16 protein-coding genes and 1 pseudogene are annotated in these 15,491 nt (G+C 57.7%); 6 read left to right on the top strand and 11 right to left on the bottom strand.

All coding sequences use genetic code 11. The annotated features are described in order from the left end of the window. Positions 1 to 268 precede the first annotated feature (268 nt). From SDD30_RS05495 to SDD30_RS05480, 4 genes are read right to left on the bottom strand one after another with little or no spacing between them, the layout of a single operon-like run. Positions 269 to 1,591 (bottom strand): TIGR02679 family protein, encoded by a 1,323-nt coding sequence (locus SDD30_RS05495; RefSeq protein WP_434073927.1) that lies wholly within the window; start codon positions 1,589 to 1,591, stop codon positions 269 to 271. After that, positions 1,588 to 5,733: a TIGR02680 family protein gene (locus tag SDD30_RS05490; RefSeq protein WP_434073926.1), complete on the bottom strand. Its 4,146-nt coding sequence runs from the start codon at positions 5,731 to 5,733 to the stop codon at positions 1,588 to 1,590. The genes SDD30_RS05495 and SDD30_RS05490 overlap by 4 nt, the downstream gene beginning before the upstream one ends. Before the next feature lie 31 nt (positions 5,734 to 5,764). Beyond that, on the bottom strand, positions 5,765 to 7,006 hold the full coding sequence (locus SDD30_RS05485; RefSeq protein WP_434073925.1) for a TIGR02678 family protein: 1,242 nt from the start codon (positions 7,004 to 7,006) through the stop codon (positions 5,765 to 5,767). A 28-nt stretch (positions 7,007 to 7,034) separates the two neighbouring features. Beyond that, positions 7,035 to 8,564 carry a TIGR02677 family protein gene (locus tag SDD30_RS05480; protein WP_434073924.1) on the bottom strand — a complete coding sequence of 510 codons (1,530 nt, stop codon included), beginning with the start codon at positions 8,562 to 8,564 and terminating at the stop codon, positions 7,035 to 7,037. Between the two features lie 204 nt (positions 8,565 to 8,768). Between SDD30_RS05480 and SDD30_RS05475 the strand changes: the two genes are divergently transcribed. The 4 genes from SDD30_RS05475 to SDD30_RS05460 all read left to right on the top strand — a co-directional run bounded on the left by SDD30_RS05475 (position 8,769) and on the right by SDD30_RS05460 (position 10,092). Next, positions 8,769 to 9,029, top strand: coding sequence for an NADPH-dependent FMN reductase family protein (locus SDD30_RS05475; RefSeq protein ID WP_434073923.1), 261 nt, complete (start codon positions 8,769 to 8,771; stop codon positions 9,027 to 9,029). A gap of 56 nt (positions 9,030 to 9,085) precedes the next feature. Next, a complete protein-coding gene (locus SDD30_RS05470; protein ID WP_434073922.1) occupies positions 9,086 to 9,262 on the top strand; it encodes an NADPH-dependent FMN reductase family protein in 177 nt (58 codons plus the stop codon). A gap of 154 nt (positions 9,263 to 9,416) precedes the next feature. Continuing rightward, complete coding sequence (locus SDD30_RS05465; RefSeq protein ID WP_434073921.1) at positions 9,417 to 9,680, top strand: hypothetical protein; 264 nt, start codon at positions 9,417 to 9,419, stop codon at positions 9,678 to 9,680. After that, positions 9,673 to 10,092 carry a putative toxin-antitoxin system toxin component, PIN family gene (locus tag SDD30_RS05460; RefSeq protein WP_434073920.1) on the top strand — a complete coding sequence of 140 codons (420 nt, stop codon included), beginning with the start codon at positions 9,673 to 9,675 and terminating at the stop codon, positions 10,090 to 10,092. The genes SDD30_RS05465 and SDD30_RS05460 overlap by 8 nt, the downstream gene beginning before the upstream one ends. Here SDD30_RS05460 and SDD30_RS05455 read toward each other — a convergent pair. Next, positions 10,025 to 10,420 carry a hypothetical protein gene (locus SDD30_RS05455; RefSeq protein ID WP_434073919.1) on the bottom strand — a complete coding sequence of 132 codons (396 nt, stop codon included), beginning with the start codon at positions 10,418 to 10,420 and terminating at the stop codon, positions 10,025 to 10,027. The genes SDD30_RS05460 and SDD30_RS05455 overlap by 68 nt on opposite strands. Before the next feature lie 15 nt (positions 10,421 to 10,435). Then, a pseudogene (locus tag SDD30_RS05450) lies at positions 10,436 to 10,591 on the bottom strand (group II intron reverse transcriptase/maturase); the annotation flags it as partial. Positions 10,592 to 10,660: 69 nt separating this feature from the next. On the opposite strand from SDD30_RS05450, the gene SDD30_RS05445 reads away from it, so the two are divergent. Then, a complete protein-coding gene (locus SDD30_RS05445; protein ID WP_434073918.1) occupies positions 10,661 to 10,912 on the top strand; it encodes a hypothetical protein in 252 nt (83 codons plus the stop codon). 4 nt (positions 10,913 to 10,916) lie between these two features. Further along, a complete protein-coding gene (locus SDD30_RS05440) occupies positions 10,917 to 11,168 on the top strand; it encodes a DUF2283 domain-containing protein (protein ID WP_434073917.1) in 252 nt (83 codons plus the stop codon). A 17-nt stretch (positions 11,169 to 11,185) separates the two neighbouring features. Here the strand turns inward: SDD30_RS05440 and SDD30_RS05435 are convergent, their stop codons facing one another. From SDD30_RS05435 to SDD30_RS05415, 5 genes are all read right to left on the bottom strand, one after another. Continuing rightward, the gene (locus SDD30_RS05435) at positions 11,186 to 11,383 is read right to left on the bottom strand and encodes a DUF2397 family protein (RefSeq protein WP_434073916.1); all 198 of its coding nucleotides are present in this window, start codon (positions 11,381 to 11,383) and stop codon (positions 11,186 to 11,188) included. Between the two features lie 87 nt (positions 11,384 to 11,470). Beyond that, entirely contained in the window at positions 11,471 to 12,502 is a 1,032-nt protein-coding gene (locus SDD30_RS05430) for an Rpn family recombination-promoting nuclease/putative transposase (protein WP_434073915.1), read from the bottom strand. A gap of 271 nt (positions 12,503 to 12,773) precedes the next feature. Then, positions 12,774 to 13,160 (bottom strand): hypothetical protein, encoded by a 387-nt coding sequence (locus SDD30_RS05425; RefSeq protein ID WP_434073914.1) that lies wholly within the window; start codon positions 13,158 to 13,160, stop codon positions 12,774 to 12,776. Between the two features lie 127 nt (positions 13,161 to 13,287). Beyond that, on the bottom strand, positions 13,288 to 14,280 hold the full coding sequence (locus SDD30_RS05420) for a uroporphyrinogen decarboxylase family protein (RefSeq protein WP_434073913.1): 993 nt from the start codon (positions 14,278 to 14,280) through the stop codon (positions 13,288 to 13,290). An 81-nt stretch (positions 14,281 to 14,361) separates the two neighbouring features. Then, entirely contained in the window at positions 14,362 to 15,405 is a 1,044-nt protein-coding gene (locus SDD30_RS05415; protein ID WP_434073912.1) for a substrate-binding domain-containing protein, read from the bottom strand. Positions 15,406 to 15,491 lie beyond the last annotated feature (86 nt).

Genomic DNA, 15,491 nt, shown 5'->3' with positions numbered 1-15,491 from the left:
AACCAAGTCGCCTTCCGCCTGTACCTGCCATCCCGCAGCTGAGGAATTTATAGACAAACCATCGCAAGGGGGAATAAAAAATCCAGCACCACACTTTTAGCCTGGCGGAGCCCTACCGGGTCCGCCCGAACCTGCGGGTTATCCCGGCCCGCTTCCCCTACCGGACCTTGACCGGTTCTTCCGCTTATCCGGCGGCCTTCGGCGTTCCGGCGGGTGATGGCGGCCTGATCGTCCGGGATGAGGAAGAAAATAGCAGCAGCAGGCTATCTTAGGCCGGCTGCTGCTCTTTCGGGTTCATGAAGTTTACCATGGCCGACACCAGAGTCTCCTGGTAAATGGCCAGGCCCCGGTCCAGGATGGTCGGTACCAGCCCCTGATCCCAGGGGATTTCCATACCGGCAAGCTGGCGGCGCTGCCGGGCTGTCAGGGGCAACCCCCGGGTTGCCAGGCGGTAGGCCGCCGTATCAAAAAACCAGGGGCTAAAAGCGGCGCCGTAACGGCGCTGGCAGGCCAGGCCAATGGCCAGGCCCTCCGGGTCAAAGTCGCCGCTGTAGTAAAGCCGGCAGCCGGCGACCGCCAGCTGGTCCAAAAGAGTCCAGGCAGCCACGCTGGGCTGCCCCGCCGGGCAGACCAGGGCCGGCACCCGGTCCGGGCTGGCAGCCGCCAGTAAGACGCTGAAGACCGCCGGGTTTTCCATGACATAGACAGGGCCCGATTCCCAGGCTACCGGCCGGTTTAAATAACGCAAGGGTAAAATCAGGGGGTTATTGCCAGCCGCCGCCAGGAGGGGGGCCAGGGGGTCCCCGGCGTTGACCCTTAAGCCCGCCGCCAGGACGTTGGAGGAAAGGTCGTCATCCTGGAGGCCTACCCGCCGTAAAAATTCACGCCGCTGTTCAGCGCTGCCGTCAGCATCCTTTACTCCCAGGTAAAACAGGAGAGCGTTCCAGAAAAGCCTCCCCAGGGGCTGGTCCTGGTCCAAGGCATGGGGGTCGCCCGTCAACCAGGCGGCAAAGACGGGCAGGGGTTGGTTGGGCAGGCCCCGGGCGATCGCCTCCAAGGCCCGGCAACAGCCGGCCAGGAGGCCCAGGGTCGCCTCCGGGTCCTCCTGATAAAGTCCGATCAAGGTGCGGTAACCGGCTGTCTGGCTGTTTAGTAATCCCTCCAGCCACAGCCGGCTGACCTCCTGCCCGGCCAGTGCCCTGGCCCGGGTACAGAAATCCTCCCAGGCCCGCTCCCGGGCGGCGGTCATCGCCGGTCGGGTGTTGACGGCAGCGCCATAATAGGCCGCCAAGCAGGTCGCCAGGTCGACCTGCCAGCGGCTGGCCAGGAGAATCGCCTCTACCGTGGCCAGGCTTACCTGCAGGCGGTCATGGCCGGCCAGGTCCCGGCCCAGGAAGCCTCCCAGGGTTTCCTGCTCCGTGGGAGTCAGGTCAGCCAGCTGAATACGGCCTCCCACCCGGCCCAGGGAGATATACCTGGCGCGCACAGCATCCCAGAAACGCTTGAACCCCGGTTGCCGCAGGTAGTCCAGAAATTCGCTGGCAACCTGGCGGACTCCCCCCTGATTATCACTTGCGGCCCGACTAATCACGGCAGAACCTCAGTCTCCCCGCTGGCGTCGCTGTCTTCCCCGGCAGCCACCTCGGCGAGGGCCTCGGCCAGATCAACACCGGCGTCTTCGCCGTTCCCCTTTGCGACCAAATGCCGCTGGTAACCGTCCCAGCGGTAGTGAAAGATGGTGACGCAGGTGGAGCCCCGGGGCCGGTAGAGTTCATAGATGGCCAGGCCGGGCACGCTGGCATAGCACCCCCAGAGGACCTGGCTGGTCATCATATAGTTAAAGCCCATTTCCGTCAGGAGGCCGAACATATCCTGCAGGTTTTCCTCATCCACCCCGGCAAAGGCCTCGTCCAGGGAGATCAGCCGCGGGGCATCGGCCCGGGCGTCACTGTAGCGGGAATAGGTGGCGGCAAAGAGGGGGATGTACATGGCCATGGCCTTCTCCCCGCCGCTCAGGACGTTGAAACGGCTGTCCGTCAACTCCCGCCGCGGCTGGTCGCCCTTTTCGTAATACAGGGTAAACCGGAACCACTCCCGATAATCCAGGACCTGCTTGATCCGCTGGCGCAGGGTATCCTGGCTCTCCGCCTCCTGGCGTGCCCAGTTGATGCGGGAACGGAAGTGCTCAATAACCCGGTCAATCTGCTCGTCCCGCAGCAGGTGGCGGTCGAAGCGCAGCAGCTTGATTAGTTCCGCCGTATCCATCTCCCGCTCGTTCTGGGCCGGACGCGGTTCCCATTTCAAGGACAGACGCAGGCCGCTGGAGGTCTGGCGCGCCTGCATGAGCCGGTTCATCTCCCGCACCCAGCGCTCGGCGCGGTTGATCTTCTGGCTGATGGTCTTGCCCACGTCGTGGAAGAGGATCTCCTCGTAGAGCTGGCGGTCTTTCTGGCTTAAAAGGAGCTGCTGTTCGGCCCGGGCCTGTTCCAGCTCTCTTAAGAGCAGGGCCGGGGTCAGGGGATGGTCCCGGTCGCGGCGGAAGATCACCAGCAACCGTTCCGTCTCCGCGTCACTGGTCAGCTCCGGCACATAATCCAGGAGAACCTGGCGGGTGCTGTGGAAGGCATCCACCAGGCTGTTGGTAACCGCCTGCAGGGTAGTCTTCTCCCAACGTTCCCGGTAATGCCGGATGATTTGCTGTAAGACCCGTTCCAGTTCGGCGTCCCCGGCCGGGTCGGCCACTTCTGCCCATTCGCCCAGCAAGCGGCGCTGCCACTCGCCGTCCCAGTTTTGCCGGGCCACCCAGGTCGCCTCCCGGCGGCGTTCCAGTTCGGCCGTCAGGCCTTCCAGCCGAGTCCGGGCCACGGCCAGGTCGGTGCGGTGCTGCTGGTGCTGCTCCGCCAGGGTTTTCAACGTGCGGCCCAAATCCTCCAGGCGGGCGGTCAATTCCTTCAGGCGCCGGTCGATATCCGCCAGGCCCATGTCGGCCAGAAGCTTCGCCACTGCGGCCACCTGGGCCTGATACTCGGCCAGGCGGCTGCGCAAACCGGCTCCTTCCTCTTCTTCCCGGACCATCCGGGCGCGGGCTTCTTCCAGGTCCCGGGTTGCCCGTTCTATAGCCGCCTGCAAGCTCCGGCCTTGCTGCCAGGCGGCTTTTAATTCCAGGACCAGTTCCCGGTAGCGGCGCAAAGCGGTCAAGGCTACCTCCAGGCCGGCCTCCCGGGGCGGCAGGGGGGAGCCGGCCAGCAGCTGGTGCAGGTCGGCTGTTACCTGCTGCTGCTCCCGGGCAATCTCCCCCAGACGGGTGCTGCAGTTCGCCACTACGGCTGCGGCCTGCTCCAGGGCCAGGCGCGCCTTCTCCCACTGCTGCCAGGCGTAACGCAGCTCCTCGCCGCCGGGAAAGGCCGCCAGTTCCCGGCGCAGGGAGTCCTCTTCTGCAGCCAGGCGCCGGAGTTCCTCCCGGCAGTGGGCCAGGGCTTCCTCTTCCTCCTGGATCAGTCCCTTCAGGCGGGTAATTTCCACCAGGCGGGTCTGGCGCCGGGTTTCCAGGCCGATGTATTCCGCTCGGGGCTTGCCGGGGACCTGGCCGGCCAGGGGGCCCAGCTGGAAGCGTCCGGCTGCCGGGAGGATCGCTCCCCCGGTAGCGTAATCCGTATCGACGGCGATGGTGGCCAGGACGGCGGCCACCTGGTCCTCCGTCAGGCCGCTGCCGGCCGGGGGTGTCGGGTAAAGGAAATCGGCCAGGGTGGGCCCCAGGGCCAGGGGGGCGGCTTCCAGCCAGGTTTCTTCCTCGTCATCGGCCACGCCAATGAGACCGGCCGGGCTCAACCAGGCGTCCAGGAGGCCGGCAGCCTCCAGGGTGGCCTCCAGCCGCGCCTGGAGGGCCGGTTCCACTTCAGGCCGGAATTCGCAGGCAGCGTAGAGGGGCGCCCCGCTGCCGCTGCCGCGGTGCTGCCGCGCCCGCTGGCGCGCCTCCCGGGCCGGGGGCTGGGGCTCCTTCCGGGTCTGCCATTCCTTTAATTCAGCCTCTAAAGCCTCTTTTTGCCCCTGGTGTTCCTGCAGTTGCCGCTGCCACTCCACCCGGCGGGCCATCAGGGCTTCCCGGGCCTGGTGGTAACACTCCTGGACCGGGGCCCGGCAGGCTTCGTAGTCGACCTCCGGGTAACGGTTTAAGGCCGCCAGGGCGGCCTGGAGGGCGGTTTCCGCCAGAGGGAGGACCTGGAGCTGCCGCCGCCAGGCAAAGATGGCTTCCTGCAGGGCTTCCAGGGTGGCCGTGTAAGCGGCTTCCGCCCGGTGCTCGGCCACCTCACAGCCGTCCCGCTCCTCCCGGGCCCGGCTCAACTCTACCTCGGCCAGGCGGCGCCGTTCCCCCAGCTGGGTAAGACGCCGGGCGAGTTCCAGGGCCCGGCCCAGGTGCTCTTCGTGCCGGCGCAGGTCGGCCAGCCACGACTGCCAGGCAGGCTCGCTGACCGGCGGGCCGCTCTCCCAGGCGCCGGCATAGATGGGGTGGTAGGTGAAGGCCGCCTCGCCGGCCCGGGTGATCATCTCCGCCAGGAGTTGCTCCTGGCCGGCCCGGTTCGCCTCCTGGTCGGCTGCCAGTCTCTCCCTTTCCGCTGCCGCCCGGCTGGCCCGCTCCTGCCATTCCTGGCTCCGGGCCACCGCCCGCCGGTAGTCCTCCTCCAACCGCCCGGTCTCCTGGCGCAGGCGATTTAATTCGCTCTGTTTTTGCCAGGCCTCGTGTTCGGACAGGACTTTAACCTCGGCCTGGAGTTGTTGCTGCTCCTCTTCCCTGGCCTGCAGCTCGCCGGCTGCCGCCGCCAAGGCTTTTTCCAGCCCGGCGATGGTCTCTTCCTCAGCCTCGACCAGCTCTGCTTGCTCCTGCTGGTGGCGGCGGGCCTCCACCAGCTCCCGGGAGGCGGTATACAGGCGTAGGGCGTTGTAGTTATGGTAACTTCGCTGCAAGGCCTCGACTTCGTGGATGTGGATCTCCAGTTCGGCCAGGCGGTCGCCGATAGCGTCCATTTCCTCTAGGACTTCGGCCAGGGGCCGCAGCTCATCGTCCAGCAGGGGCGGCAGGGCCGCCTGGAGGATTTCATAGACCGTCGAGGGTTTGAAGTCCTTGGAGAGCTTGGGGCTACGCAGTTGAATGAGGAGGTCCAGGAGCTCCTGGTAGGCCTGGGGCTCGCTGTAGCCGAAGAGGAGGCGGTTGACCAGCTGTTGATATTCACCCTGCTCCCGGACGACCTCGCCCCCGGCGCCGATGATTTCTTCCAGCTCGGTGCGGGTCAAGGGGATGTGTTCCTCCCGGCCGCTGCTGAAATCCTGTTTATAGAAGAAGATATCCCGCCCCGGGCGGCGGTTGTCGGTAATGGCGAAGCCCCAGAAATTGACGCCGTTCTGGTTGCGCCGCGCCCGCAGGCCGATGCCCACCGTCAGGTAACGCTCCTGTTCCGGGTGATAGAACTCCAGCCACAGGTAGGCCGTCCGCTCGGTGATGCCGCTGTCGGGCTCCAGGAGCAGGTAATACTCGATGCGCCGGTCGCGGGAGCCGAAGGGGTCCAGGCGCCAGGGCCGCTTGTCGCCGTCCAGCACCAGGGGCAGAAAGCTCTGCATGGTCACCGACTTGCCGGAGCCGTTGGCGCCGCGTAAAACCAGGCGGCCGTCCACCAGTTCAAACTCGGCTTCGTCGTAGTACCAGAAATTGAGGATGCCGGCCCTCTCCAGGCGCCACATATACGTATGCTCCCTTCCGGAAAATCAAATTCTACATTTGCTCAGGGACGGGGGTACAGTCTCCGGGCTCCGAGGTTCTCGGCGAGCAAACTTGGCGCTCAGCCTGAAGGTCCTCTTCATAGTTGCCGCTCCAACGGGCCAGGGCCGGCTCCAACCAGAGTTCGTCGCCGGGGCCATGGCCGGCCAGACCCCATTCTTCCAGGTGGGCCAGTAAATCTGCCGTCAGCTCACCGCTGCGGGTGCGGCGGTACTGTTGGCTCCAGTAGTCTTTATAACGCTCCCGCAGGTCCAGGACCAGGCCTTCCAGGTCGGCGCGGGTGAGGTGCAGGCGCCCCTGTTCGTCCACATAAAGGTTGCTGTTCTCCTGGCCCAGGCGCCGCCTGGCCTCGCCGGCCAGGAGCAGGGCAATGTCGGAAATGGTCCGCGCCGTGGGAAAGAGCTGCATCTCGCCGGTGGCCTCGGGGTAAAAAAAGAGCAGGCCCTCCCGGTAGCGCCGGCCTTCCAGGCCGAGCATGTTTGCCAGTTGCTCCAGGAGGGAACGACGCTGGGTCAGGACGTAGTGCAGCTCCTCCGGGCTCCATTCCCGATCGTAGACCACCGGTTCTTGGATGAGGCGGCGGTAGATATAATGCTTGCGCCGGAGCAGCTGCCCTTCCGGGGTATCAGCGTAAAGGCCCTCCCCCAGCTCTTCCATGCGGGTATAAGTAGTCAGATCACGGGGAAATTGGCGCAGGACGTAACGCCCCAGGGGCGAACTCTCGTAGAGGACGTTCTGATCGCCTCCGGAACGCACCCACTCCATCTCGTCGCCGTCCACCGCCTGGAGGATGCCCATCTCCTGCAGGCGTTTCAAAGCGCGGACCATAGATAAGCGGTGGTCATAAAGGGTCCAGTCCAGCTCCACGCCGCTGCCCAGGAGGTGTTCCCGGATGGCCATCACCATCTCCGTCAGCAGGAACTGCTCCCCCTCCCCCTTACCTTCCAGGAACCACAGGCCATAGGTAAAGAGGGCGTAATCCCGCGGGTCGTTAAATTCACTGAACCCCATCCACGGCTGCGCCCGGCCGGGGACCTTTTCCAGCTTGGCGAAGTGGCGGGTGACCAGCAGGGTAAAGCCGCAGTGCTCCCGGAACCAGTCCCGCAACTCCTCGTAGTGGCTGCGGATGGCGCGAAAGAGGTCGGGGTCGGCCTCTTTGGTCACCCAGGGGCGGTTCAGGAGGGCCTGGGCGCACTCCCGCTTCTCTATTTCCCAGCGGGGGGAGTTCTTTTCCACTTACAGGGCTCCTTTCCTTGTATGACTATTACAATACCCCGCGCCGCAGCCGGGTTTCCTCTTCCCCCCGGATGGCCGTGAAAAGCAAGGTATAATCGGGCATGTCCAGGGTACCATCCTCCGCCCGCAGGAGGGCCCGCTGGCCTTGACGCGGCACGTGGAGGGCGATGCGGATGCCCTCAGGGGTCAAAATGCTGCGGCTACGGCTGGCCTGGCAACGGCTGATCCAGTAAAGGAGCTGCTGTCGCAGGGCTGGGGTCACTTCTCCCAGGCGGGAGATGGTGACCGCGCCCTGGCGCAGGAAGGCCAGGAGCATCTCCTGTTCCCGGCGTTGCTCCTCCAGGTAGCCGGCGCGCAGGGCCGCCTGTTTAGCCCGGTGGGAGATAATCGGTTCCGGGCCGCCCTCGTGTAACCGCCGGCGGCTGCGGGAACGCAAGTGCTGGGGGTTAGGCCCTACCTCCCACATGGAGACATCGGGGTTGTCGGTATCACTGACGTCGCTGCCCTGGAAATGGCGGGTGCGATAGAGGCCGAAGGCGTAGGCCGCCAGGCAGTGGGCTTCTTCAATGGTATCCAGGCTGAAAAACCAGTGGCCCAGGTAATCCAGTTCCCGGCGCCGGCTGACGCCGGAGCGCCTCTTTTCCTGGATCTGCAGGGCATTCCGCACCAGCCGGGCAATGGTATCCTTAGTGGCTTGTTCCAGGAAAAGGACGTCGCTGGTCTCGGTCGGGGTGCCGACAAACCAGCGCACCAGGCTCTGCCATTCAGCCTCCAGCCGCTCCCTGACAGCAACGGCGTCAAAGGGCTCGTCCAGCTGGGGCCGCCGGCCGATATCGGCCGTCACCGCGTCCAGGAAGGCGGCCACTACCTGCGGCGCCAGGGCCGGTATTAAACCTTCAATCTTGAAGGCATGGCGCTGTAGTCCCTGGACGAAGCTCTGCAGGTAGCCGGTCACAGCGTCTTTATAGGCTAAGAAGGCCTCGGTGGCCATCAGTTCCTCGGCTTTGGCGCTCTGCAGGCTGGCGATATAGTCGGAGGCATTTTCTGTCAGGCGCACGAAGGTGCCGTAGAGTTCCTCCCAGAGGCTCCCGGCCTCGCCGGCCGGGAAAAGACCCTGCCGCTCCTCGAGTTCCCGCAGGGCGGCCTCGATGGTTTCAAAGAGGGAGGGTTCCAGGGAGCCGCCGTAACCCCTGACCTTTTCCAGGCCCAGAACCAAACGCTCGATCTCGACGGCGTAGGGGGTCATCTGGTAGCGAAAGCGCTTGCGCAGGTATTCCTCCACGGTACACGCGCGACCGCCGTCGTGCCGGGGTACCAGGTCAGCCCATTCCACCAGCTGGTTCAGATCCTGCTGGCACAGCTCCAGGGTATAGTCCGGCAGCAGGCCCATGGCCCTGACCCCCTGGTAGACATCCTCCGGCCGCAGCCAGTAGCGCAGGCGCTGGTGCTGGAGGTAAAAGAAACGCATGATACAGCGATAACGGCCCACATTCTGGGCCGTCAAGTAGCTGGTCTCGGGGATGGCTTTTAGCAGAGTGGATACCTGTTCGACGGCCAAAGAAATCCCTCTTCCGCATTGGGATGGGTGACTCTTGCGAATTAGCTTTGAGCTTTGGAAGAAGTTTCGCCACCGGATAGTGATATTCCTGCCTGAAGGAGTTAAAAACATTTCCTGATAAAAGTTGCCCAAAGGGATATTGTTTAAATCCCCGAATGGGGGTTAAATAAGGAAGAAAACCATCCTGGGTGAGGTGATTTTTCTTTGGCGGGCGAAGCCAAAATCCTGATCGTTTTTTACAGCCTCTACGGAAATACGGCCAAACTGGCAAGGGCCGTGGCGGCCGGAGTCACAACAGTTCCCGATTGCACCGCCGTTCTCAAACGGGTACCCGAGACCATGCCCTGCGAAACCCTAGAGCAGCTGGAAAAGTCGGCAGCATACCAGCAAGCGCAAGCTGAGATGCAAGACATACCCCTGGCCACCCTGGACGACCTGCTGGACGTGGATGGTGTCGTCAGCTAAAACAGTTCATTGACGCCACCGTCCCTTTATGGGTCAATGGCCAACTGGTCGGCAAAGTGATTATCGTCGGCCGGACTTACGAAGATTACAGCCTGGCTAACTGGTGCACTCCTTACGGAGCTTCCGCCACCTCGGGGCCTAACTACGACCAGCCACCCACGGAGCAAGACCTGGCCGTCGCCAGGGCCCTGGGCAAGCGTATCGCCACAATAGCCCGGAAATTGAAGGAATAACAGCAGCAAGCCGCCTGAAGGGGCGGCTTTAATGTATCATTTTGGCCTATTTCGTAGACGCAATCGAATTGCAATACCCAAGTTAACGATTGACAATCCTAAGCCTTTAAGTTAGCATAAATATGTAACCATTTTTGTTACGGAGGTATCTGCCATGGGTGAAGTAATAAAAAGAAGGATCTTGAATATTTCTCTGCCGGTAAGTCTTTATAAAGACCTTGAGGAAATGGCCACAGAAAAAGCCAAAACCAAAGCTGAATTCGCCCGCGAGGCCATAACCAGATATATAGAAAGCGAAAAACGATGGAGCTATATTAGAAAATGGGGCCAGGCCTCCGCCAGGCAGTTGCAACTTAAAAATGAAAAGGATATTGAAGCAATAATTCACGACCTGCGAAAGGAAGGCCGCAATGATTAAGGTAGTTTGCGATACTAATGTTTATATCTCGGCCTTCCTTTTTGGTGGCAAGCCGGAAGAGGTAATAGCTATAGCCAGGAATAATGAAATCGAATTATTAATTTCCGAAGACATCCTTGCCGAAGTGGCCGACGTACTGAAAAAGAAATTCGGCTGGACCGACGAGCAGATTAGCCTGACCCTTGATGAACTACGCTCCATCGCCAGGCTGATTATCCCTGACACCAGGCTTGAAGTCATTAAAAATGACGAGACTGATAATCGCTTCCTGGAATGTGCCCTGGCGGGCGGAGCAAAATATCTAGTCACCGGCGACACGCATCATCTACAGCCTCTTAAGGAATTTAAGGGTATTCAAATACTTTCACCTGCAGATTTTTTAGCGGTTTTAAGTACCATGACTGAAAATTGAGTAGTTCTACTATGACCCCTTCGGACATTTGCTTGTAAAAGGCCAGGGGCAGATTGGCATAAACCACAGCCCCCCCGGAGGGGTAGAGTTTGTCGGTGATGACCGGGTTCCAGCCTTGCCGGGTGTCAAAGGCTATCGCCCGGGCGTCCAGGAGCCTGGCCCGGACATGCCGGTAGCTCAGCCGGCCGTAGCCGTAGCTGCTGACGGCATTACCGTGGGAGAGCTTGCCCGGGGTGATCCCCCAGCCCGCGGCTTCCTGGGGAGAAGGGAATTGCCAGTAACCATCATAACTCTCCTTCCCCCCTTGATCCGGCAGGCCATAGTTCACTCCAGCCAGGCTGCAATGGACGAACAGTTTCGGGTCTCGTCTGGCAATCTTGCCAAGCCAATACTCCACTCGTCGCTGATGTCGGGCGAGTCTCTTGTACTTTCGCCTCGCCCAGCGGACCAAGGCTCGGTTCATGTACCTGAGTACGGAGTACAGTTCCGATTTGTAAAAGCACTTTTATACCATAATATCTCAAGTTGTGGTATAATATTTTCCAGGAGAGGTGCGGGTTAACAGGCAATGAAATTGACGCGCTATTTTGAGGAACAGGTCTTGCACAAGCGCCCATATATCAGGCTGGAGTGGTGCGCGCAGGCAATACGTGAACCTAAATATCGGGAAGTGCAACCCGATGGGAGGATACGGCATTGGATACTCATCCCAGAGATCGGGAAATATTTGCGCGTGGTAACCCTGGAAGACGGCCAGACAATCCATAACGCCTTTCCTGATCGCAATTTCAAAGGCACAGGAAACAAAAGCGAGGGGTGATAATATGAAATTCCATTACTACCCGGATACTGACACCATGTATATAGACCTTACTGAAAAAGAAAGCGCCGACTCGGTGGAAGTTGCCCCGGGCGTTATCCTGGACTTTGACGCCGAAGGGCGCCTGGTAGGCATAGATATTGACCATGCCAGCACCCTGATAGATTTATCCCGCCTTGAGGCTGATGGCTTGCCTCTGGGCCGCATTATGCTTACCGGTCCAGGTTCTAAGTTGAGCCAGGCCCAAGCAGGCTAAGAACCTTATTGATGAGGTCAATAAGGTAAGACCGGTAGCAGGCCCATGGCCCTGACCCTCTGGTAGACATCCTCCGGCCGCAGCCAGTAGCGCAGGCGCTGGTGCTGGAGGTAAAAGAAACGCATGATACAGCGATAACGGCCCACATTCTGGGCCGTCAAGTAGCTGGTCTCCGGTATAGCTTTCAGCAGGGAAGAAACTTGTTCAACGGCCAAAGGGATCCTTCTTCCGATTTTAGCTTATCCAAGGAACTTCGCCAAAAGACCATGGGATTCCTGCCAGGGGTGATGTAAAATTTGACCTTAAGGCTCATTTTTACCAGCTATTTTAGAGAACTCTTCCAGATTGGCGATGGTAACGCTCTTTTTAAGCAAGGCTCGCAATACTGCCGGGTCATCTATGGCACTAAGCTTGTTGCTTAAATCTGTTTTTAAAATACCAAACCGTTCGCTAAGAATATCTATAATGCCTTTACGCAGGGTTTCAAGCTCACCCTCTATTTTGCCTTCTATTCTGCCTTTCCTCTCGCCTTCTATTCTGCCTTTCCTCTCGCCTTCTGCCCAACCCCTGCTCTCGGCGGTCTTTAAAGCCGACAAATGATCCATCTTCCCCTTCAGGCGGGATAGATATTGCGCCCTGGTCCGGGGGTCCTGGCTCAGGCGCTCCCACTCCCTGATGGCCTTTCTTAATACCGTATCACGCATCGCCTTCGCCTCCAATTCCCTGGTGATTTCCTGATCTTCATTTGCTTCCAATAAAAGGAACCACTTCGTCAGCGGGTCCCTTTCTTCTTCTAGCTGGCCTCGTTTCCATCTGGCCAGCATCTTGGGTAGCTCGATAAAGCGTATTTCTTCAATATCGGTTAGCTGGAAGCCCTCGGTCTCTTCCCGCAGGTGAAAAACTGTATGGTATTTCTGGGTTTGCTTCAAAAAGACGTAGTCCAAGATGTTGATACTGATCGTTTTTTGGAGTTCGGAGTATTGCATCCCAATGAGCATCTGGGAGGCAAAGACCACGCTCCAGTAATAGATTGCCCGTTTTTGCATATCATGTTCATCGGCCACCTGAATCTCTATGGTCATCAGGGTACCGTCATTGGCTCGGGCCAGGATATCCATGATGGCTTCTTTATCTTTCTGGTGATCCCGGGCCTTTATCGGGTTCAGGACAGTAACTTGGTTAATTCTCTTTTCTGCTGCGGGTTTCAGGATGGTATTGAGTAAATCTATAAGCAGGTCCTCATTCCCGGGACTGGAAAAGAGCTTCTTAAACAGGAAATCATTCTTCGGGTTCAGACGCTCATATTTCTTTTTCTTTTCGACTTTCCCGGTCACGACCTCTCCTCCTCGTTAGTTATATTATACCATTTTTTCTTTTGCGGCGGTATAGAAGTTTATTCTAAAGCATTGTGAAACATCGTTCAGATCAGAGGGCAAAGATTAAATGAGGAATCTCTATCCCGTAGTTAAGTTTTACTTAACCAGCATTACCCCCTACATTCTCTACATCATCGCCGCTTCCTCTCCGCTTTTGTACCCGGTTTCACAATTAAGTGTAACTTGATCTTTCGTCCGCAACCAGGGACGAATGTTCAAAAAAAGAAATCTAGGACCATCTGTGGCCCTTCATCAAAAAAGCAAATGCCCGGGTTTGATGACTGAAGCCCGGGCACCATGTTTTAATATATGCCGTATTCCAGCACTGTTTCCAGCATGGCGACGATATTTTCCGGCGGGACGTCGCCTGGATGTTGTACACCGTGTTGAAGACAAAGCCGCCGCCGGGGGCCAGGATGTCGATCTGGCGTTTGACTTCGTCCCGGACCTCACCAGGTGTACCCCGCGGCAGGGTGTACTGGGTGTCAATGCCGCCGCCCCAGAAGGTCAGGGCATCGCCGAATTCTTTCTTCAGCCTGGCCGCATCCATGTTGGGCGTCTTAAACTGGATAGGGTTGAGGATGTCGACTCCCACCTCGATGAGATCGGGAATCAATTCATAAAAACTGCCGCAGGAGTGCAGGAAGACATATACCGGAATCAACTGGTATACGATCAGGTTCCTTATGTTTGAGGGCAGTTAACACCCGCTCATAAGCAAACATTAATTTTTTCCTCCATATTCACTGGTTAGTAACAACCTCCAGGAAGGCCAGGATATTTTCCGTCGGCACATCGTTGGGAATGGCATGGGTCGGAGCGCAGATATAACCCCCATCCCTGGCCAGAATATCCATGAGCCTCCTGGTTTCGCTCTTGACAACTTCTGGAGTTTCCCTGGACAGTAGTGTTTGCGTACTTATACCGCCGTAAAAGGTTATATCTTTACCATACTCTTTCTTCATAAACTCGATATCATATATCTCCGGCTGGAAGGTGTTGTAAATATCCAGGCCCAGTTCAATGAGATCCGAGAAGACTTCATGGATATCACCGCAGGAATGCTGGGCGACAAATAAGCCATGCTTTTTGACGGCGCTATACATCACGGCCAGCCTGGGTTTAATAAAAGTACGCCAAATCTGGGGCCCCATGATTAAACCCTTCTGCTGGCCCCAGTCGTCGCCAAAAAAGATAGCATCGATGTCGTACTGAGCCGCTATATCGATAACCTTGAGATTATATTCCACGATTTTATCCAGGAGTTCATTAACGAACGCTGGTTCAAGAATGAAGTCCATCAATAATGCTTGCATAGATCTCAGGGTCCAGGCGCGTTCAAAAAGGGAAAAACCAATGGTATAAAGGCGGAACTGCTCTTTGTGGGCGCTTAACTCCTCGCATTTGGCGCGAATTAATGGCTCATCCGGCTCGGGAAAAGTATAACAATTCAGACTGGCTTCCTTTAACTGGTAATCACTAACAATACCAAAGTCTCCTTCCTGGGTTTTATCCCAGACAACGCCGAACATATCTTGATCCAGCTTGGGGCCGACGTTGACAAAACTCTCATTACGGGCATCGATTAAGTGGTTCCCCACCTTGTCCAGAAAGTCAGGGTCATTATAGTAGGTTACTAGTCGCTTATATACGTCGTTGGTTAAATCAAGCTGGTAAGGGACAATATCTGTTTCTTTATGCTGTAGGGCCTGCAGGACCCTTTCCCGCCTGGTCATTTATTGCAAACCTCCTTGCCTTGGATTATAAGAAGGCCCGACCTGTATGGAAAGATCGGGCCTTCCTTTTGTCGCACCCGTCTACTTTTCTTTTACTACCTGTTGCCAGTTGTCGCGCGTCGCTATTGTCGGCGGCCAGTTGGTGACCCAGGGGATTTCTTTCTTGTTAACAATATTATCGTACATTAATTGTACGCTTTTAGCGCTGTAATCCTGGGCGCTTAAATAGACGGTAGCCTTGAAAGCGGTTGGTTCACTCTTGCTAAACTCGTCCTTGGCATGACTTCCGTCCAGACCACAGGCCACCGCATCTTTATCTTTTTTAACTGCTTCCAGGGCCCTTACCGCGGCGACAACACTTTCATCATTGAAACCAAAGACTACCCAGTTGGTTACTTCCGGGTGGGCAGTAATAACCGCTGCCATAGCGTCATAAGCGTCCTGCATACCATACTTTTTCAGAGCGGCGTTGATGATCATATCTTCTTTAAACCCGGCGTTTAATAATGCCTTCTTCGCACCATCGGTCCTCTTTTTCAGAACGCTTACCTGTTCATAAGACATTGCTACGGCCCTTACTACCTTCTTCGGGTCATTAAGCCAACCCTGATTCTGTACATATTTGGCCAACCACTCACCCATGGCTTTACCGTACTCTTCATCATCGATACCCAGGTGGGGGGCGAGTTGCTTCCCTGAGGTATCAATTAACACGTCACTCTGAGACATAATAGGAATACCAGCCTGTTTTGCTTTTTCTACCACTGCCGGGCTAATCTTCTGATCCGGTACGACAACAATCAAACCCTTCACTTTTTGCTGGATAGCCTGATCAACCGCATTTAAGAATACGCTCGGGTCGCCGCGACCATCCAGGGAAACCATCTTGATACCCAACTTATCAGCTTCGTTTTCGGCACCTTTAATTACATTTTGGAACCAAAACTCCTGCGCGTTTTTTACGATTAATCCCAGGGTTATATCTTCTTTTTTCGGGGGAGTATTCTGGGCGGTAGTATCCTTTTTCTCCCCCTGGGAAGTGGGTTTCTGTCCACAGGCCGCCGTTAAAGCCATCATACCGACTACCAAAAGCATTACCAGAAATATTTTCCAATATTTATGCATGTTACATAAACCCTCCTTTGTAAGTATGCATGACATTCTTTCACGCTACTACCTTTTTGCCCTCACTGTATCCGCCATGTTTGCTA

Origin of the sequence: Moorella naiadis (nom. illeg.) (assembly GCF_051020825.1) — a bacterium.
Taxonomy (GTDB): Bacteria; Bacillota; DSM-521; order Neomoorellales; family Neomoorellaceae; genus Neomoorella; species Neomoorella naiadis.
This window is presented reverse-complemented; position numbering and strand designations above follow the sequence as displayed.